This is a genomic window from Ruegeria sp. AF7, from assembly GCF_056541885.1.
On sequence record NZ_JBQFYX010000020.1, the window covers coordinates 20,828 to 40,025 of the forward strand.

Consider the following 19,198-nt stretch of genomic DNA (forward strand, 5'->3'; position numbering starts at 1 on the left):
ATGGGCGCCTATATACTAAGACGCTTATTGCTGATCATTCCGACCCTTCTGGGTATCATGATCGTCAACTTCACGCTGGTCCAGTTCGTACCTGGCGGGCCGGTCGAACAGATCATCGCGCAAATCGAAGGTCAGGGTGACGTGTTCGCCGGGTTCGCCGGTGGGGGCGACGCCGGAGCGGGTTCCGAACCGGCGGGCGGTGTCTTCGACGACAAATATGTCGGCGCACGCGGCCTTCCGCCCGAGTTTATTGCCGAACTTGAAAAAGAATTCGGCTTCGACAAGCCCCCGCTTGAACGGTTCGTGATCATGATGGGCAACTATCTGACGTTTGATTTCGGCGAGAGTTATTTCCGCTCGATCAGTGTGATCGACCTGGTGCTGGAAAAGATGCCGGTCTCGATCTCGCTGGGGCTGTGGTCGACCCTGATTGCCTATCTGGTCTCGATCCCGCTGGGTATTCGAAAGGCGGTCAAGGATGGATCGCAATTCGATACCTGGACAAGCGGGGCGATTATTGTGGCCTATGCCATTCCGGGCTTTCTGTTTGCGATCCTGCTGCTGGTGCTTTTTGCTGGCGGGTCATACTGGCAAATCTTCCCGCTGCGCGGCCTGACGTCGGACAATTGGGATAGCCTGAGTTTCTTTGGCAAGATGACGGATTATTTCTGGCACATAGCACTGCCGACGATTGCGCTGACAATCTCGGCCTTTGCGACACTGACCCTGCTGACCAAGAACTCGTTTCTGGATGAGATCAAGAAACAATATGTCATGACCGCCCGTGCCAAAGGGCTGAGCGAGCGCAAGGTTCTCTATGGTCATGTCTTCCGCAACGCGATGCTGATCGTGATTGCAGGGTTCCCGGCCGTGTTCATCGGGGTGTTTTTTGGCGGGTCGATCATCATCGAGACGATCTTCTCGCTGGATGGTCTGGGCCGATTGGGGTTCGAGGCCGCCGTGGCCCGCGATTACCCGGTGATCTTCGGCACGCTGTTCATCTTCGGTCTGATGGGGCTGGTCGTTGGCATCATCAGCGACCTGATGTATGTGCTGGTCGACCCGCGCATCGATTTCGAAAAGCGGGAGGGGTAAATGGCTTTGTCCCCGCTAAACCAGCGCCGCTGGAGCAACTTCCGCCGCAACAGACGGGCCTTCTGGTCGCTGATCATCTTCGCGGTATTGTTCGGCCTGTCGTTGTTTGCCGAGTTCATCGCCAACGACAAACCCATCCTTGTAAAGTATCGGGGAGAGTACTTTACGCCGGTTTTCAACTTCTATGCCGAAACCGAATTTGGCGGTGATTTCCAGACCGAAGCGATCTATCGCGACCCCGAGGTTCAGTGCCTGATCGACAGCGGTGGATTGGAAGACTGTTTCGATGATCCCGAAGGCATCATCGAACAGATCGACGCCGGTACATTCCAGGCCGAGGGTTTTGAACGCGGCTGGTCGCTCTGGCCGTTGATCCCTTATTCCTTCAATACCTCGGTGGACCGGCCCGGCGCGGCGCCCCTGCCGCCCAACGGCCAGAACCTGCTGGGTACCGATGATACCAAGCGCGATGTGCTGGCCCGCGTGATTTACGGCTTTCGCCTTTCGATCCTGTTCACTCTGCTTGTGACGGGCGCGGCAAGCCTTATCGGGATTTTCGCGGGCGCCATACAAGGGTTCTTTGGTGGGTGGCTGGACCTGATCTTTCAGCGGATCATCGAGATTTGGTCCGCAACCCCGTCGCTTTATGTCATCATCATCATGTTTGCGGTGCTGGGGCGAAGTTTCTGGTTGCTGGTCGCGCTGATGATCCTGTTCAGCTGGACCGGGCTGGTTGGTGTGGTGCGCGCCGAGTTCCTGCGGGCGCGGAACCTTGAATATGTGCGCGCCGCGCGGGCGCTGGGCGTGGGCAACATGACGATCATGTTCCGCCATATGCTGCCCAATGCGATGGTGGCCACGCTGACCTTCATGCCGTTCATCGTCACCGGAACCATCGGCGGGCTGGCTTCGCTGGATTATCTGGGCTTTGGCCTGCCATCCTCGGCCCCCTCGCTGGGAGAGCTGACCTTGCAGGCCAAGCAGAACCTGCAGGCCCCATGGCTGGCCTTCACCGCCTTCTTCACCTTTGCCATCATGCTGTCGCTGCTGGTCTTCATATTCGAAGGCGTGCGCGATGCGTTTGATCCCAGAAAGACCTTCTCATGAGCTTGCTGGATGTGAAAAACCTCAAGGTCTCGTTCCGTCAGGATGGGCAGATCAACGCGGCGGTCAAAGGCGTGTCCTTCACCGTGGACCGCGGGGAAACCGTCGCGCTGGTGGGTGAATCCGGATCAGGAAAATCCGTGACGGCGTTATCGACCGTTTCCCTGCTGGGCGACAGCGCGTTGGTCGAAGGCTCGGTCACCTATGACGGGCAAGAGATGATTGGCGCCTCGGAACAACGTCTGATGGATGTGCGGGGCAACGACATCAGCTTTATCTTTCAAGAGCCGATGACATCGCTGAACCCTTTGCACACGATCCAGAAACAGATGGCTGAATCGCTGGCCCTGCATCAGGGTGTGGCTGGTGATGTGGCACGGGACAGGATTGTCGAATTGCTGACCAAGGTCGGTATCCGCGATCCTCAAGACCGGCTGGACAGCTATCCGCATCAGTTGTCGGGCGGTCAGCGGCAGCGGGTGATGATCGCCATGGCCCTTGCCAACAAACCGGACATCCTGATCGCGGATGAGCCGACAACGGCACTGGATGTGACCATTCAGGCGCAGATCCTCGAGCTGCTGGCTGAATTGCAGAAATCGGAAAACATGGGGATGCTGTTTATCACTCATGATCTGGGCATCGTGCGCCGCATCGCCGACCGGGTCTGTGTGATGAAAGACGGCGAGATTGTCGAGACCGGCGTGACGGCCGAGATATTCGAAAACCCGCAGCACCCCTATACCCGCAAACTACTGGCGGCAGAACCGTCGGGTCAGCCTGAACCCGTTGCCACAGATGCGGAAGAGGTCGCACGCACCGACCACCTTAAGGTCTGGTTCCCGATCCAGCGCGGGTTTCTGAAGCGTACGGTTGGATATGTGAAAGCGGTGAACGACGCGACCCTCAGCGTGCGCGCGGGTGAGACGTTGGGGATTGTTGGCGAAAGCGGGTCGGGCAAGACCACACTGGCACTGGCCATAATGCGGCTGATTGCGTCCGAGGGTGGCATCACCTTTCGCGATCAGGACGTGCGCAAATGGTCCACGCGGGAACTGCGCCGGTTGCGCAAGGACATGCAGATCGTGTTTCAGGACCCGTTTGGCAGCCTCAGCCCGCGGATGACCTGTCAGCAGATCATTGCGGAAGGTCTGGCCATTCACAAAGTCGACCCGGACCGCGCGCCACGCGAACTTGTGGCCGAGGTGATGACCGAAGTGGGGCTTGATCCGGCAACGATGGATCGATACCCGCACGAGTTTTCCGGCGGTCAGCGTCAGCGCATCGCCATTGCCCGCGCGATGGTTCTGCGGCCCAAACTGCTGGTCTTGGACGAGCCAACCAGCGCGCTGGATATGACCGTTCAGGTTCAGATCGTCGATCTGCTGCGCAATCTGCAACAGAAATACGGGCTGGCCTATCTGTTCATCAGCCATGACCTGAAAGTGGTCCGTGCCATGTCGCACAACGTGATCGTCATGCGAAACGGCGATGTGGTCGAAATGGGCGCGGCAGAGGATTTGTTCGAAAACGCCCAGACCGACTATACCCGCGAGCTGATTGCAGCGGCGGGATAGCATGAAAAAACAAAGAAATGACTACGTCGGTAAGGCATTCTTCGTCGGGATTTCTTGCTTAGTTGCATTCAGCAGCCAAGAGTTCCGAACCTCTTTCAAAGCTCAAGTTGGTCTAGGTCTCGCAGTTTTCGCGGTTTTGTTTGGCGCGTCGCTTTGGGAATGGCTCAAGTCCAAGTGGTGACTGTACAGAGATAGGGTCGAAGGCACTTGTGCCTTCGACAGTCTCAACACCGACTGAGTAAACGTGGGCAAGTTAAGCGCTTGCCTTTTCTTTGGTCGCCGCTTTCGGCACAGGCCCGCGCAGTTCCTCGTAGTGATCAAAGCTAAGCTTGACCCACCCGGTCCCGCGCGTGGCACTGGCAAGGGTGCGGTGCAGTTCGTCCTCGGCAACGGCGGGCAACTGGGCGTTGAATATCTCCCAGCCCGTCGCATTCGGGTTGCCCTCAAATCCCAGAACCTGCCCCTGAAGGGTGCTGATCGTTGGCACAAGATCGCCCACAAAAGCCGAGGGCAAGTGTATCTCGGCGCTCAGGATTGGTTGCAGGACGACAGGTTTGGCTTGTGGCAATGCCTCGCGCACCGCGTTCTTTCCTGCGGTCCGGAAGGCATAATCCGAACTGTCCACATTGTGGTGTTTGCCATCGCTCAGGGTCACTTTGACATCAACTACGGGAAAGCCTTCGGGGCCTTGTTCCAATGCGTCCTTGGCTCCGTGTTCCACAGACGGGATGTAGTTCTTGGGAACGGCACCGCCCTTGACCACCTCATCGAACTGGAACCCCGATCCGCGCGGCAATGGCGCAACCGAAATCACCACATCTGCAAATTGCCCTGCACCGCCGGACTGTTTGCGATGGCGATGGCGATGCTCAACCGTTGTGCGAATGGTTTCGCGATAGGCGGTTTCCACCTGTTCCGCCTCGATCTCGATCCCGAAATCCTCGGCCAGCTTGGCGGTCACGCGGCGCATATGCTGCGGACCTTGCGAGCCAAGGATCGAATGGCCGCTCATCTCATCCTGTTGCAGGTGCAGGCCCGGATCGATTTCGGCCAGACGGCTCAGGGCGTTTGACAGGCGCACATCGTCCCGCTCATGCGCGGGCGAGACGACCTGACGATGCGCAACCGGATGAGAAGACGCCCATTCCGGCAGTTCCGTCGCAGAAGAACTGTCATAAATGTATCCGGGGTTGAGGTGATCGGATTTGACTGCCAGTCCGATCTGCCCGGCCTCCAGCGTGGCGATCTGGGTCTTGGCGTCCAGAGTTGTCAGGTTGCCGACCGTTTCACCGCCCAACGCCTCATGCGCTTTTACCCCGTCCCCAAGGCCGCGCAGAACGATGATCTTTCCGATATGCTTTTTGACATCCGCAAAGCCCGCGATGGCACGGGCGCTTTCGGCGGCCTCGTCCCGTCCGGCGGCGATATCAAACTCGGGGGCCTCATGACGCAGCGCTTTCATCAGGCGCGTCAGCCCGTTGCCGTGGCTTGCGGCGCCCAGACAGGCGGGGATCAACTGATGATTCTGCAGAACTTGCGCGGCCAGCTCATAAACCTCATCGCTTGGGGGCTGTTTGTCTTCAATCAATTGTTCCAGCAGGTGATCATCGAAATCGGAAAGCGTCTCAAGCAACTCGGTCCGGGCTTCCTGCTCGCGATCCTCGACAGATTTGGGTAGCTCAATCAGGGCCGACGGCTGGCCCTCCTGATATTTCCACGCCCGTTCCGAGATCAGATCGACCGCGCCGATGATCGTGTCGCCCTCGCGGATCGGAACCTGACGCAGGGCGATGTGGTGCGTGCAATAGGTTTGCAGCGCCGCGATGATGTCGCGGATGCGGCCATTGGGGTTATCCATGCGGTTGATGAAAAGAAAACAGGGAATGGCCGCCTCTTCCACCAGCCGAAGATAGGGCGCGCACAGCACGGCGGCATTTGGATCGGGTGGTACCACGATAACGGCAGCATCCGAGATTGCCATGGCAGGGCCGACATAAGCGAGGGAATCGCCACCCCCATCCACGTCGATCGCGCACCAGGGCTCGTCCAGGTAAGAAAAACCGTGCAAGTGCACGGTTCCGGAAACATCGAATGTGGTCGGGCGCCCGTCGAGGCGGCTGATGGCCTCGACCAGGGTAGATTTGCCCGACTGGCTGGGCCCGAGGACGGTGAATACGCGCATGAGTGTTGTCCCTCTTTCAGGTTGCAGAATGGCTGCACGAAAAGGGCCATCCGACGCAGTCGCGTCAGCTAGGACTGTCTGTAATTTGCCCGCCTCAGGCCGCAGGGCGAAACATCACCCCACAGCTTGAGTGTGGGAAAAACCGCAGGCGTGCGTCAAGCCCCCGATGTGTTTTGTGCTTTCCGGGCTGAATGTTGCCCGCAAAAAGAGAGGTCAGATCGCCGAGCTGTGCCCGGCTTTGCTGAGGTCGTATGCGTCAAAGCTGCGGGCAACCATCCGGGTCAGCGCGCGCGCCTCGGGGGGGATAAACAGCCCCTCGTCGCTGATTTGCAGCAGCCCGTCGAATGAGGCGTTGGCAGCGCGATACATGTCGTTCAGCGCTGCGACCGAGATATCGTGATCGCGCAGGATTTCAGCCGAATCGATCCGGAAATCGCACATCAGCGCTTCGATCAGACGGGCGCGCAGAATATCCTGACCTTTGAACAGGTGCCCGCGGGATGTCGAAAACTGCCCGTTGCGAATGGCCTTGGTATGAGCAGACGTAGCCGGGGCATTCTGCGCATAGCCTTGTGGAAAGCGCGAGATCGAGCTGGCCCCGACACCGATCAGAACATCGGCCAGGTCGTCGGTATAACCCTGGAAGTTCCGCTTCAGACGACCCGCGCGCAGGGCATGGGTCAGCCCGTCATCCTGCGTGGCAAAATGGTCGATGCCGATCTCGGCGTAGTTGTCCCACAGGAACAGGCGGCGGGCAGTGTCGAACAGTTCCAGCCGTTGTTCGGGCGTTGGCAGTGCGTCCGACGGGATCAGCTGCTGCCGTTTGGCCATCCACGGAACATGGGCATACCCATAAAGCGCCACGCGATCCGGGCTGAGCGACAGAAGCTTCTGCACGCTTTCCGTCATCCGGGCCTTTGTCTGGTGTGGCAGCCCGTAAAGGATGTCCGCGTTCAGGCTGGCAATGCCACGTGCGCGGATCATGTCGATAGCGTCGCGCGTGGTATCGTAGCTTTGAATGCGGCCGATGGTTTTCTGGATTTCATCGTCGAAATCCTGCACCCCGATCGAGGCACGGTTCATGCCCGCCTCTGCCAGCGCATCCAGACGCGCCTCGTCAATCTCGTTCGGATCGATTTCAACCGAGAATTCGGCATCCGGCCCCATGGGGACGATCCCCAGAATGTGCTGTGCCAGATCGCGCATCAGCTGGGCGTTCAGCAACGTCGGCGTACCGCCGCCCCAGTGCAGGCGCGACAGCACCACACCCGCGGGCAGGCGCGCCGCCAGCAGGTCCAGCTCGGCTTTCAGAACATCCACATAGGCAATCACCGGATTGTCGGTTTGTGTGCCTTGCGTTCTGCAGGCGCAAAACCAGCACAGCCTGCGGCAAAACGGGACGTGGATATAAAGGGATATGGCGCTGCCGGGTTTGATTCCCGAAATCCAGTCGCCAAACATGTCCGCCCCCACGTCATTGTTGAAATGGGGCGCTGTGGGATAGCTTGTGTAACGCGGTACTTTCGCGTCAAAAAGTCCAAGCTTTGCCAATTGTGGTTTCACTATCATGACGATACCCTTAGGGGGCAGGCGACTTAGGTGCTTTGACGGAGATCAAGTGGAAACGCAGATGACAATTAAAGCACAGTTTGATCACTCCAATTGCGAAGACTGCCCGATACGACATCGCGCGGTCTGCGCCCGCTGTGACGCGGACGAGCTGGAAGCGCTTGACGGCATTAAATATTACCGCAGTTTCGAAGCGGGTCAGACCATCATCTGGTCGGGTGACCAGATGAATTTCGTCGGCTCGGTCGTATCGGGAATCGCATCGCTGACGCAAACCATGGAAGACGGTCGCACCCAGATGGTCGGTCTGCTTCTGCCCAGCGATTTCGTCGGTCGACCGGGGCGCGACGTTGCACCTTATGATGTACAGGCGACAACAGATGTCGTGATGTGCTGTTTCCGCAAGAAACCATTCGAAGAGCTGATGGACGAAACGCCACACATCGCGCATCGCTTGCTACAGATGACATTGGACGAGCTTGATGCCGCCCGCGAATGGATGCTGGTTCTGGGTCGCAAGACAGCGCGCGAAAAGATTGCCAGTCTGATTTCGATCATTGCCCGGCGGGATGCGTCGATTGGCCAAAAGGGCCTGTCGGGACAGATCGTGTTCGATCTGCCCCTGACCCGAGAAGCCATGGCGGATTATCTGGGACTTACGCTTGAGACGGTCAGCCGTCAGATTTCAGCTCTGAAAAAGGAAGGTGTGATCTTGCTGGAAGGCAAACGTCACGTGACCATCCCCGATCTTGGGCGGCTCATGGAAGAAGCAGGCGACGATTCCGATGGCGGGTTTCTGGTCTGACCGGTCTTTCGCTCGGCAGAACTCGCTTACCGCGACCATCCGGTCGGTTCACGAACTAACATAGGAGTGTGGCATGGGGTTCAGCAGTCTGTTGGCAATGCTGTTCATTGGCGCAATCGCCGGATGGCTGTCGGGAAAGATCATGGAGGGCCGTGGGTTCGGCCTGATCGGCAACATTATCGTCGGCATCGTCGGTGCGTTCCTGTCGGGCATGATCTTTCCGGCGCTAGGATTTTCTGTTGGCGGGGGCCTGTTGTCGTCGATCTTTTTCGCGACAATTGGGGCCGTGATCCTGTTGTTCCTGATCGGCCTCATCCGCCGGGGGTGAAAAAAGCCGCCTGTCGAGGCGGCTTTTTAACTTGATTGGATCAGTGCGCCAGAAACACCGGAACCGAGGATTGTTCCAGCATGTTCCGGGTCGCCCCGCCCAGAATGGCTTCGCGAAAGCGGGAATGACCATAAGCACCCATCACGATCATGTCCGATTCGGTATCCGTCGCGTGGCGATTAAGGATATCCGAGACGCGGGTCATGGTTTTGCTGAGCACGTCGATCTCGCATTTGACACCATGGCGGGCCAGCATCTGGGACAGCATCCCACCCGGGTCTGACCGGTCCGGCCCATGCTGTGGCGGGTCGATGACTACAATACGGACGATCTCGGCCTGTTTGAGGAAGGGCAGGGCCCGCCGGATGGCGCACATGGCCTCGACGCTTTCGTTCCAGGCGATCATGATGTTGCCCGGGGCTTTCAACGGCGCGCCGCTGTCGGGAACTACAAGAACCGGGCAATGTCCTTCGAACATGGCCGCTTCGATAATGGGTTCGGCCTCGGCCCCGCGACCTTCACCATACGGATGTGGCAGGATCACAAGGTCGGAAAACCGGGCCCGGTGCGCGACGTGGCGCCCGATATCGGCAATTTGTGCAACGCCGTGTTCGGCGGACCAACGCACACCGGATTTGCCGAGATAGTCATTGGCAAAGGCCAGCAAATCCTTTGCCTCGGCATTGGCCCGGTTCAGCGTTTCCTGAACGATCAAAGCATTGGCACCCGCATAATAGTAACCTGTCTGACTGCGATCGACGCCCAGACACAGGACTTCGGCATGGGCATCCTGAGCCTCAGCCAGGGCCACAATCTGCGCCAAAGCAGCCTGTGCAGTCTGCGTTTCGGTCATGACTGTGAGAAGAGATTTGTACGCCATTTTGACCTCATGTTTCGGGCAATTGGTCTCATGTGACCTGTTAGCCCTTTTCTACTACCATGCGTGTCATAGAAAACGCTGGACTGTCTTGATACAGATCAAAGCAATGAAGGTGGCCGTGCTTCAGAACGGCAGCCAGTCAAATGGGTTTCGCGCGTCACAAGAATCAAAAACGTGCGGAGCATGGCAAAGGGACGCAATATGTCGAATTACATCAAGCTGATCGTGCTTGGTCTGATCGCGCTGTTTGCAGCGATCGGAACCAATTATGCACGCGATTTGGCGTATCAGGTACATGCGCTGCTGGTGATGCTCATCGCCGGTGGCCTGTTCATCTGGACGCTTCGAAACACTGACGAGCCAGATATTCAGATCGACCGCTCGGGCGAATACATGGATGGCGTGATCCGCTATGGCGTGATCGCAACCGCCTTTTGGGGCGTGATCGGGTTCCTTGCAGGGACCTTTATCGCGTTTCAGCTGGCGTTTCCGGTGCTGAACTTCGAATGGGCGCAGGGTTATCTGAACTTTGGTCGTCTGCGTCCGTTGCACACCTCGGCAGTCATTTTTGCCTTTGGCGGCAACGCACTGATCGCAACCTCGTTCTACGTGGTTCAGCGTACCAGCGCGGCGCGGCTTTGGGGCGGCAACCTCGCGTGGTTCGTGTTCTGGGGCTATCAGCTGTTCATCGTGCTGGCCGCGACCGGCTATGTGCTGGGCGGAACGCAGTCCAAGGAATATGCCGAACCTGAATGGTATGTCGATCTGTGGCTGACCATTGTCTGGGTCGCCTATCTGGCTGTCTACCTGGGTACGATCATCAAGCGGAAAGAACCCCACATCTATGTGGCCAACTGGTTCTATCTGGCCTTTATCGTCACCGTCGCCATGCTGCATCTGGTCAACAACATGACCATCCCGGTCAGCATCTGGGGTTCGAAATCGGTCATCGTCTGGTCAGGCGTGCAGGATGCCATGATCCAGTGGTGGTATGGCCACAACGCTGTGGGCTTCTTCCTGACCGCGGGTTTCCTGGGCATGATGTACTATTTCATCCCGAAACAGGCCGAACGTCCGGTGTTTTCCTACAAGCTGTCGATCATCCACTTCTGGGCGCTGATCTTCCTGTATATCTGGGCCGGTCCACACCACCTGCACTATACCGCGCTGCCTGACTGGGCGTCGACGCTGGGCATGGTGTTCTCGGTGATCCTGTGGATGCCGTCCTGGGGTGGTATGATCAACGGTCTGATGACCCTGTCGGGGGCCTGGGACAAGCTGCGCACCGATCCGATCATCCGCATGATGGTCATCTCGGTCGGCTTCTACGGCATGTCCACCTTTGAAGGTCCGATGATGTCGATCCGTGCTGTGAACAGCCTCAGCCACTACACCGACTGGACCATTGGTCACGTGCATTCGGGCGCGCTGGGCTGGAACGGCATGATTACCTTTGGCGCGCTGTACTTCCTGGTGCCTGTCCTGTGGAAGCGCGAGCGTCTGTACTCGCTGCAAATGGTCAGCTGGCACTTCTGGCTCGCCACGATCGGCATCGTGCTTTATGCCGCGTCGATGTGGGTCACCGGTATCATGGAAGGCCTGATGTGGCGTGAAGTGGATGCAAACGGCTTCCTGGTGAACTCGTTCGCTGACACCGTGGCCGCCAAGTTCCCGATGTATGTGGTGCGTGCTCTGGGTGGCGTGATGTTCGTCGCTGGCGCCGTGATCATGTGCTACAACCTGTGGATGACTGTGCGGAAAGCGCCGGCCAAAGAGGCCAGCCTGACCGTCGCGGTCCCGGCTGAATAGAGGGAGGGCCGGAGCAATGGCAATTCTCGACAAACATAAGATCCTCGAGACCAACGCGACCCTCCTGCTGATCTTCAGCTTTCTGGTCGTGACCATCGGTGGCCTGGTGCAGATCACCCCGCTGTTCTATCTTGAGAACACCATCGAGAAGGTGGAGGGCATGCGCCCTTACACCCCTCTCGAAATGGCAGGGCGTGAGATCTACATCCGCGAAGGCTGCTATGTCTGTCACAGCCAGATGATCCGCCCGATGCGGGACGAGGTCGAGCGCTATGGCCACTACTCGCTGGCGGCTGAATCGATGTATGACCACCCGTTCCAGTGGGGATCAAAGCGTACCGGGCCTGATCTGGCGCGTGTCGGTGGCCGCTATTCGGATCAGTGGCAGATGGACCACCTGCGCGACCCTCAGTCTGTGGTGCCTGAATCGGTGATGCCGAAATACGGCTTCCTCGAACATCGCAAGATCGACGGCAAGTATATCGGTGACATCATGGCGACCAATGCGGTTGTCGGCACCCCATATACCGAGGAGATGCTGGAAAACGCGGTTGCCGATTTCAGCGCGCAGGCCGATCCTGACAGTGACTACGACGGTCTGCTCGAGCGGTACGGTGACAAGGTCAACGTGCGCAACTTCGATGGTCAGCCTGAACTGACCGAAGCCGATGCGCTGATCGCCTATTTGCAGATGCTGGGTACGCTGGTCGATTTCTCGACCTTTACCCCGGATGCAAGCCGTTAACAGGAGGGTGTGATGGAAGAATACACACTGCTTCGACAGTTCGCGGATAGCTGGATGCTGCTTGTGTTGTTTGCCTTCTTCGTTGGCATCGTGATCTGGGTTTTCCGCCCCGGTGCCAGCAAGGAATACAAGGACACCGCCAACATCCCCTTCCGGCATCAAGACAAACCCGCCACACCCAAGGAGGCGCGGCAATGAGCAAGACACCTGATAAACAGCCGGGCGATCCTAATACAACCGGGCACAGCTGGGACGGGATCGAGGAATTCGACAACCCCATGCCGCGCTGGTGGCTATGGACTTTCTACGCCACCATCTTCTGGGGCGTGATCTATACGATCATGTTTCCGGCCTGGCCCCTGGTCCATGGCGCGACAGCCGGTGTGCTGGGATGGTCAACCCGTGAAAACGTACAGCAGGACATGGTTGCCTTCGAAGAGGCAAACGCGCCTTGGAACGCCAAGCTGGTGGAAACTTCGCTGGAAGATATCGCCAAGGATGCAGAGCTTCAGCAATATGCCGTGAACTCGGGCGGTGCGGTGTTCCGGACCTGGTGCGCACAATGCCATGGTTCGGGTGCGCAGGGTGCGCCGGGTTTCCCGAACCTGCTGGATGATGCCTGGCTGTGGGGCGGAACGCTGGACGATATCGTCTACACCGTCAGCTACGGTGTCCGGAACGAAGAAAGCGACGATGCGCGCTATTCCGAGATGCCGGCATTTGGCGAAATCCTCGAACACGACGAAATCACGCAGGTGGTTCAGTACGTCATGTCGCTGAGCAATGCCCAGACCGACGATGCGGCGGCGCAGGCAGGTAAAGTTGTCTTCGAAGACAACTGTGCGGCCTGCCACGGCGAGGATGGCACAGGTGATATCTTCCAGGGTGCGCCGAACCTGACTGACGCGATCTGGCTTTACGGTGGCAGCGAAGAAACGCTGACGGAAACCGTAACTTACAGCCGCTTTGGTGTCATGCCGAACTGGGATACCCGCCTGACCGAGGCGCAGATTCGCGCCGTATCTGCCTATGTCCACCAGTTGGGCGGCGGTCAGTAAAATATAAAGAACACCTTCGGGCGGTTCGCCGCCCGAAGGCTGGGGCACCGGCTGTTCCATCTGTTCGCGCGTTTCCTGAACAGCCGGTGCTTTTTTCCAACAATAAGGCCACTTAAACCTGTGGTCCAGATTCAGGTTTACTGTTCCCTGCGTCAAAAGTTGCTCGGATCCACCTCGCGCGGGTTTTTAATCCACCAATGACCTTCCGGCAGCCAACGGCGTTTGTGGCGACCCGGCTTTGGCGCATCGCGAATATGCGGTGCATTGATCCGGGTTGCGGTCATGAAAGATCTGGCAAAAACAGTCAGCATGGTTGGTCTCCTCTGCATGGGTATCTCTGCAATAAAGATTGACCTTTGAGGTGCTGAATGCGACTCAAATACCATTCCATGGTGTAAGTCAGGGTTACATATGAATTGGTTGTCGCTTCCCCCGTTGGCCGCGCTGAGGGCGTTTGCGGCATTTTCTGAGAAGCGCAATGTGGTCGAAGCTGGGGCTGCGCTAAACGTAAGCCATGCGGCGATTAGCCAACAGTTGCGCGTACTTGAGAAGCATCTGGGTGCTGCCTTGCTGGATCGAACCGGCAAAGCCCTGACCCTGACCGCCGATGGTGAACACCTGGCCCGAGCCCTGCAACTGGGGTTTGGCGCGATCGAGGCGGCAGTGGGGGATTTGGCGCGGTCTGGTCAGGATCGCCCGGTCCACGTGTCGCTGACATCCTCTTTTGCAGCCTCATGGCTGATGCCGCGCCTACCGGCCTTTCGCGATACCCACCCCGAGGTGAACCTGATCCTTGATCCCACCGCGGAAATTGTCGAACTGCGACCGGGTGGGATCGATATTGCCATTCGGTACGGCCCCGGCGGTTGGACCGGTGTGCAATCTGAAATGCTGTTGCAGTCGCCCGTGGTCATCGTCGCCGCCCCGAAACTGCTGGGGGAAAAGACATCATGGACTCCGACCGAGCTGGCCCGGCTGCCCTGGCTTGAGGAAATCGGAACCACCGAGGCGACGACCTGGCTGGCCGAACACGGTGCTGGTCCCGAACGCGGCGCCGGGCGCACCGAGTTGCCGGGAAACCTGGTACTGGACGGACTGAGGGCCGGGCAGGGGGTCACTGTCACAGTGCGACATTTCGTCGAGCCGGACATCAAGGCCGGTCGTATTGTCGAGCTTTATGCAGAGCCGGATACGCGCGGTTACCATATTGTGACGCCAAATTCGGCACTTAGACCCGCAGTCAGGACATTTGTGACGTGGTTGAGGCGTCAGGCTCGGGAAATGTGATAAAAGGTGTCTGTACGATGCGCGTTTTGACCCATGTCAAAGTTGCTATGCACGTGATCTGGAAGAACACACACTCAGAAGAGCCAGTACCGGAGCCAGCCTGTGAGCGATTCCAACCCCACCCCCAGCCTATACGCCGCACGAGAACCGATCTTTCCGAGACGCGTTTCCGGGCCATTTCGAAACCTGAAATGGATCATCCTCATCGTGACACTGGGCATTTACTACGTTACGCCCTGGATCAGATGGGATCGTGGCCCCAGCCTGCCGGATCAGGCCGTGCTGCTGGATCTGGCAAACCGGCGCTTCTATTTCTTCTGGATCGAAATCTGGCCGCACGAGTTCTATTTCGTGGCGGGCCTGCTGATCATGGCGGGGCTGGGTCTGTTTCTGTTTACTTCTGCGCTGGGGCGGGTCTGGTGCGGGTATGCCTGCCCGCAAACGGTCTGGACTGACCTTTTCATTCTGGTCGAGCGCTGGATCGAAGGTGACAGGAACGCCCGTCTGCGCCTGCATCGTCAGGAGAAGCTGGATTTCCGCAAGGCACGGCTCCGGGTGACGAAATGGGTAACCTGGTTCCTGATCGGTCTGGCCACCGGCGGTGCCTGGGTGTTTTATTTTGCGGATGCGCCGACGCTGCTCCGCGATCTTGTGACGGGTAACGCGCATCCCGTCGCTTACACGACGATGCTGGTTCTGACCGGCACGACCTTCTTTTTTGGCGGGTTCGCCCGCGAACAGATTTGTATCTACGCGTGTCCTTGGCCGCGCATTCAGGCCGCGATGATGGATGAAGACACGCTGGTCGTGGGATACCGCGAATGGCGCGGCGAGCCGCGCGGCAAAGGCAAGCGAACAGCCGATTCCGAGTTGGGGGATTGCATCGACTGCATGGCCTGCGTGAATGTCTGCCCTGTTGGGATCGATATCCGGGATGGTCAGCAGCTTGAATGTATCACCTGTGCCCTGTGTATCGACGCGTGTGATGACATGATGGCCAAGATCGGCAAACCGCGCGGGCTGATCGACTATATGGCGCTCAGCGACGAGCCGCGCGAACGCTCAGGCCAACCGCCCAAGAATGTCTGGAAACACATCTTCCGGCCCCGCACGATCCTGTACACCTCGTTGTGGTCACTGGTGGGGTTTGCGCTGCTGTTCGCCCTGTTCATTCGCTCTGACATCGATCTGACCGTAGCGCCCGTGCGCAACCCGACCTTTGTCACCCTGTCAGACGGCACCATTCGGAACACCTATGATGTCAGACTGCGCAACAAGCACGGCGAGGACCGCCTGTTCAAGTTGTCTCTGGCGGGCGATCCGTCGATGCGACTGGAAATTGAGGGAACCAAGATCGATACTGTGAATGTCACGGCGGATACGGCACAATTGACCCGTGTATACATTGTGGCATCCCGCGACAGCGGTCCGGCGGCAGCAGAAGCGACACCAGTGCGGATCTGGGTCGAAGACCTCAGCAGCGGCGAACGCGCTTACAAAGACACCACGTTCAACGGACGGGGGAACTGATCATGGCCGAACGTAAATTCACCGGAAAGCACGCTCTGGCGGTGTTTGTCGGTGCCTTTGGCGTGATCATCGCGGTGAACCTTGTGCTGGCTTATAATGCGGTGAAAACGTTTCCCGGGCTGGAGGTCAAGAATTCCTACGTTGCCAGCCAAGAGTTCAACGATCGCCTGAAAGAGCAGCAGGCATTGGGCTGGACGGTTCGGGCAGAAACCAAAGGTGGCCTTCTGATCCTGCATATTACGGACGCGACCGGTGCACCGGTTCAGGTCAGCGAGTTGCAGGCGGTGGTTGGCCGCGCAACCCATGTGCGGGACGATTTTGCACCGGATTTCACCTTTGACGGAGCGGCCTATGCCACACCTGCCACGCTGGGCAAGGGCAACTGGAACATCCGGTTGGTCGCGCGTGACGGCAGTGGTGCCGAGTTTTCGCAGCGCGTTCCGCTGTACGTGAAAGGGTAGCCGATGACGGCGCAGCTTTCATCCGGTACGGCGGCCTGTCCGGGGTGTCTGGCAACCCCGGCAGAGCCCGCGCGCCCGATTCCGGACGATGTGCAGATCGCCTTGTCGCTGCCGGGCATCCACTGCTCGGCCTGTATCGCGACGGTCGAACGTGAACTGAACGCCCATCCCGGTGTCGAAGACGCGCGCGTCAACCTGACTTTGAAACGGGCGATGATCAAAGCCGCGCCGGATACCCGCGCGGCCGATCTGATCCCGGTGCTTGAACGGGCAGGTTTCGAAGCGCACGAGCTTGACCCCGGCGCTTTGTCGGCAACACAGGCGGACAAGGCGGGACGTGACCTGCTGATGCGACTGGCCGTCGCCGGGTTTGCATCCATGAACGTGATGCTGTTGTCGGTGTCGGTTTGGTCCGGTGCAACAGACGCGACGCGCGACATGTTCCACTGGATTTCCGCTGCAATCGCGCTGCCTGCCATTGCCTTCTCGGCTCAACCGTTCTTTGCCAACGCTTGGAGCGCCCTGCGGGTGTGGCGGCTGAACATGGATGTGCCGATCACGCTGGCGATCCTGCTGGCGCTGGTCACATCCCTGTGGGAGACCGCGCTGAGCGGAGAGCACGCCTATTTCGATGCCGCGCTGACCCTGACATTCTTCCTGCTGGCGGGCCGGTATCTGGACTACCGCACCCGCGCCGCAGCCCGATCCGCCGCAGAAGAGCTTACCGCTCTGGAAGTGCCGCGCGCGATCCGCATCGTGGACGGGGTGGAGGCCGAAGTTGCGGTGGCCGATCTGAAGGTCGGTGATCTGATCCTTGTGCGCCCCGGTGGCCGAATGCCGGTGGACGGTCAGATCGTGTCTGGTCAGTCCGAACTGGACCGCTCGCTGTTGACGGGGGAAACCCTGCCGGTATTTGCCGAAGCCGGCCAGCTGGTCAGCGCGGGCGAGGTCAACCTGACAGGTCCGCTGACCCTGCGCGCCACAGCAGTGGGTCAGGATACGTCGCTGCACCGGATGGCGGATCTGGTGGCCATCGCAGAATCGGGGCGGTCCCGCTATACCTCGCTGGCCGACAAGGCCGCCAAGCTTTATGCGCCCGGTGTCCACATCCTTTCGGCGCTCAGCTTTGTGGGGTGGTACATCTATTCGGGCGATTTGCGCACCGCTCTGAACATTGCCGCGGCGGTTCTGATCATCACCTGTCCCTGCGCCTTGGGTCTGGCTGTTCCGGCAGTGACCACCGCTGCCTCGGGCCGGTTGTTCCGCAAGGGTATGCTGATCAAGCACGCAACCGCGCTCGAACGGTTGTCCGAGACCGACACCGTGGTGTTCGACAAGACGGGCACGCTGACCTCGGGTGCGCCGGAACTGGTCAATCTTGGCGATCACACCCGCGCACAGGTCGAGGTTGCGCTGGCCCTGGCCGAGGCCTCTGCGCATCCCTTGTCGGTATCATTGGCCAAAGCCGCGCGACAGGCCGGGATCAAACCTGCAAATGTTCGGGACATAACCGAAGTGCCGGGATACGGCACCGAAGGGGAATACCGCGGTCAACCTGTTCGTTTGGGCCGGGCCGCATGGGTTGGCGCACAGCAGGGCGCGGAAACGTCCGCCTGGCTTGCAATTGGCGACGATGCGCCCCTAGCATTCCGTTTCTCGGACGCGCTGCGTCCGGGCGCGGACGAGGCAGTGGAAGCGTTGCGCGCGTCAGGCAAGCACGTGCTGCTGATCTCAGGGGATTCGATGGGTGCCGTGCAATCATTGGCCGAGAAGCTGGGAATAACGGATTGGGTCGCCGAGGCTTTGCCGCAGGACAAAGCACAGCGCATTCAGGACCTCAGGGGCCAGGGCCGCAAAGTTCTGATGGTGGGGGACGGCCTGAACGATACGGCTGCTTTGGCGGCGGCACATGTGTCGATCTCTCCGGCCTCGGCGCTGGATGCGGCGCGGGTTGCCTCGGACATCGTTCTTCTGGGCAATGACCTTCTGCCCATCGCGGATGCCTGCGATACGGCCATCAAGGCCACCCGTCGCATCCGCGAGAACTTTCAGATCGCAACCGTTTACAACGTGATTGCCGTTCCGCTGGCCGTGATCGGACTGGCGACACCGCTGATCGCGGCCTTGGCGATGTCGACCTCGTCGATTACCGTATCGCTGAACGCATTGCGGCTGAGGTAACCCTGATGGAAGTGCTTGCCTATCTGATCCCGATTTCCCTGTTTCTGGGGGGCGTTGGTCTGGTCGCCTTTATCTATACCGTTCGTTCCAATCAGTACGAAGACCCCGATGGCGACGCGCGCCGCATCCTGAGTGACGAGTGGGACGACAAACCCAAACCCTGACCAATCGCCCGATACGCACAGAGTTCATCCAAGCGCCCTTGAAATTGCCGCAATGCCCGGCTATGTCCGGCCCATCCGCAAGCAGAGAGAACACGCCAAATGGCCACCACCAACCCGATCCAGTTCATTCAGCAAGTCCGTGCCGAAGTTTCCAAGGTCGTCTGGCCGACCCGGCGCGAAGTGCTGTTGACCACGGTCATGGTCTTCATCATGGCGGCGCTGACAGCTGTGTTTTTTGCTTTGGTCGATCTGGGTATCCGGGGCGGCCTTCAGCTGATTCTGGGCGCTTTCGGCTAAGCCGGTTCAGGCGGCGGCAAATACGACTGCCCCTTGCACCTCGCGCGATGTCAGAGTAGGTGACGCATATTCGGAATGGGCGTGTGGCGATTCGGGTCACGCGCCGCTTTTTATTCCGGATGACGT

General features: G+C 59.0%; 19 protein-coding genes. 15 read left to right on the plus strand and 4 right to left on the minus strand.

What is annotated here, in order from left to right; all coding sequences use genetic code 11:
• Genes ACR0AP_RS18805 through ACR0AP_RS18815 form a run of 3 tightly spaced genes read left to right on the plus strand, consistent with a single transcriptional unit; the run spans nucleotide 1 to nucleotide 3,776 of the window.
• Nucleotides 1-1,095: a microcin C ABC transporter permease YejB gene (locus tag ACR0AP_RS18805; protein ID WP_480508568.1), complete on the plus strand. Its 1,095-nt coding sequence runs from the start codon at nucleotides 1-3 to the stop codon at nucleotides 1,093-1,095.
• The gene (locus ACR0AP_RS18810) at nucleotides 1,096-2,202 is read left to right on the plus strand and encodes an ABC transporter permease (protein WP_267363535.1); all 1,107 of its coding nucleotides are present in this window, start codon (nucleotides 1,096-1,098) and stop codon (nucleotides 2,200-2,202) included.
• A complete protein-coding gene (locus ACR0AP_RS18815) occupies nucleotides 2,199-3,776 on the plus strand; it encodes an ABC transporter ATP-binding protein (protein WP_480508570.1) in 1,578 nt (525 codons plus the stop codon). The genes ACR0AP_RS18810 and ACR0AP_RS18815 overlap by 4 nt, the downstream gene beginning before the upstream one ends.
• A gap of 253 nt (nucleotides 3,777-4,029) precedes the next feature.
• Here the strand turns inward: ACR0AP_RS18815 and ACR0AP_RS18820 are convergent, their stop codons facing one another.
• Complete coding sequence (locus ACR0AP_RS18820; protein ID WP_480508572.1) at nucleotides 4,030-5,958, minus strand: elongation factor G; 1,929 nt, start codon at nucleotides 5,956-5,958, stop codon at nucleotides 4,030-4,032.
• Between the two features lie 213 nt (nucleotides 5,959-6,171).
• Nucleotides 6,172-7,527 carry an oxygen-independent coproporphyrinogen III oxidase gene (hemN, locus tag ACR0AP_RS18825; protein ID WP_209598280.1) on the minus strand — a complete coding sequence of 452 codons (1,356 nt, stop codon included), beginning with the start codon at nucleotides 7,525-7,527 and terminating at the stop codon, nucleotides 6,172-6,174.
• Between the two features lie 61 nt (nucleotides 7,528-7,588).
• Here hemN and fnrL point away from each other — a divergent pair, with 61 nt between their 5' ends.
• Entirely contained in the window at nucleotides 7,589-8,332 is a 744-nt protein-coding gene (fnrL, locus tag ACR0AP_RS18830; protein ID WP_480508574.1) for a transcriptional regulator FnrL, read from the plus strand.
• 73 nt (nucleotides 8,333-8,405) lie between these two features.
• A complete protein-coding gene (locus ACR0AP_RS18835; protein ID WP_267363530.1) occupies nucleotides 8,406-8,660 on the plus strand; it encodes a GlsB/YeaQ/YmgE family stress response membrane protein in 255 nt (84 codons plus the stop codon).
• 40 nt (nucleotides 8,661-8,700) lie between these two features.
• Here ACR0AP_RS18835 and ACR0AP_RS18840 read toward each other — a convergent pair whose 3' ends face one another.
• Nucleotides 8,701-9,540, minus strand: coding sequence for a universal stress protein (locus tag ACR0AP_RS18840; protein ID WP_480508576.1), 840 nt, complete (start codon nucleotides 9,538-9,540; stop codon nucleotides 8,701-8,703).
• A 201-nt stretch (nucleotides 9,541-9,741) separates the two neighbouring features.
• Here ACR0AP_RS18840 and ccoN point away from each other — a divergent pair, with 201 nt between their 5' ends.
• The 4 genes from ccoN to ccoP are packed head-to-tail and all read left to right on the plus strand — an operon-like array spanning nucleotide 9,742 to nucleotide 13,152.
• Nucleotides 9,742-11,349 (plus strand): cytochrome-c oxidase, cbb3-type subunit I, encoded by a 1,608-nt coding sequence (gene ccoN / locus ACR0AP_RS18845; RefSeq protein WP_480508578.1) that lies wholly within the window; start codon nucleotides 9,742-9,744, stop codon nucleotides 11,347-11,349.
• 16 nt (nucleotides 11,350-11,365) lie between these two features.
• A complete protein-coding gene (gene ccoO / locus ACR0AP_RS18850) occupies nucleotides 11,366-12,094 on the plus strand; it encodes a cytochrome-c oxidase, cbb3-type subunit II (protein WP_209507754.1) in 729 nt (242 codons plus the stop codon).
• A 12-nt stretch (nucleotides 12,095-12,106) separates the two neighbouring features.
• Nucleotides 12,107-12,292, plus strand: coding sequence for a cbb3-type cytochrome c oxidase subunit 3 (locus ACR0AP_RS18855; RefSeq protein WP_209507756.1), 186 nt, complete (start codon nucleotides 12,107-12,109; stop codon nucleotides 12,290-12,292).
• Nucleotides 12,289-13,152: a cytochrome-c oxidase, cbb3-type subunit III gene (ccoP, locus tag ACR0AP_RS18860; RefSeq protein ID WP_480488888.1), complete on the plus strand. Its 864-nt coding sequence runs from the start codon at nucleotides 12,289-12,291 to the stop codon at nucleotides 13,150-13,152. The genes ACR0AP_RS18855 and ccoP overlap by 4 nt, the downstream gene beginning before the upstream one ends.
• Before the next feature lie 152 nt (nucleotides 13,153-13,304).
• On the opposite strand, the gene ACR0AP_RS18865 is transcribed toward ccoP, so the two are convergent.
• The gene (locus ACR0AP_RS18865) at nucleotides 13,305-13,463 is read right to left on the minus strand and encodes a hypothetical protein (protein WP_480488890.1); all 159 of its coding nucleotides are present in this window, start codon (nucleotides 13,461-13,463) and stop codon (nucleotides 13,305-13,307) included.
• Between the two features lie 100 nt (nucleotides 13,464-13,563).
• Between ACR0AP_RS18865 and ACR0AP_RS18870 the strand changes: the two genes are divergently transcribed.
• From ACR0AP_RS18870 to secE, 6 genes are all read left to right on the plus strand, one after another.
• Nucleotides 13,564-14,439: a LysR family transcriptional regulator gene (locus tag ACR0AP_RS18870; RefSeq protein ID WP_480488892.1), complete on the plus strand. Its 876-nt coding sequence runs from the start codon at nucleotides 13,564-13,566 to the stop codon at nucleotides 14,437-14,439.
• Between the two features lie 102 nt (nucleotides 14,440-14,541).
• Nucleotides 14,542-15,969, plus strand: a complete 1,428-nt coding sequence (gene ccoG / locus ACR0AP_RS18875; protein ID WP_480484692.1) for a cytochrome c oxidase accessory protein CcoG — start codon at nucleotides 14,542-14,544, stop codon at nucleotides 15,967-15,969.
• Between the two features lie 2 nt (nucleotides 15,970-15,971).
• Nucleotides 15,972-16,430, plus strand: coding sequence for a FixH family protein (locus ACR0AP_RS18880; RefSeq protein ID WP_209507766.1), 459 nt, complete (start codon nucleotides 15,972-15,974; stop codon nucleotides 16,428-16,430).
• A 3-nt stretch (nucleotides 16,431-16,433) separates the two neighbouring features.
• A complete protein-coding gene (locus ACR0AP_RS18885; RefSeq protein ID WP_480508581.1) occupies nucleotides 16,434-18,611 on the plus strand; it encodes a heavy metal translocating P-type ATPase in 2,178 nt (725 codons plus the stop codon).
• A 5-nt stretch (nucleotides 18,612-18,616) separates the two neighbouring features.
• A complete protein-coding gene (gene ccoS, locus ACR0AP_RS18890) occupies nucleotides 18,617-18,775 on the plus strand; it encodes a cbb3-type cytochrome oxidase assembly protein CcoS (protein ID WP_209507770.1) in 159 nt (52 codons plus the stop codon).
• Between the two features lie 99 nt (nucleotides 18,776-18,874).
• The gene (secE, locus tag ACR0AP_RS18895) at nucleotides 18,875-19,072 is read left to right on the plus strand and encodes a preprotein translocase subunit SecE (RefSeq protein ID WP_170427365.1); all 198 of its coding nucleotides are present in this window, start codon (nucleotides 18,875-18,877) and stop codon (nucleotides 19,070-19,072) included.
• The last annotated feature ends 126 nt before the right edge of the window (nucleotides 19,073-19,198 follow it).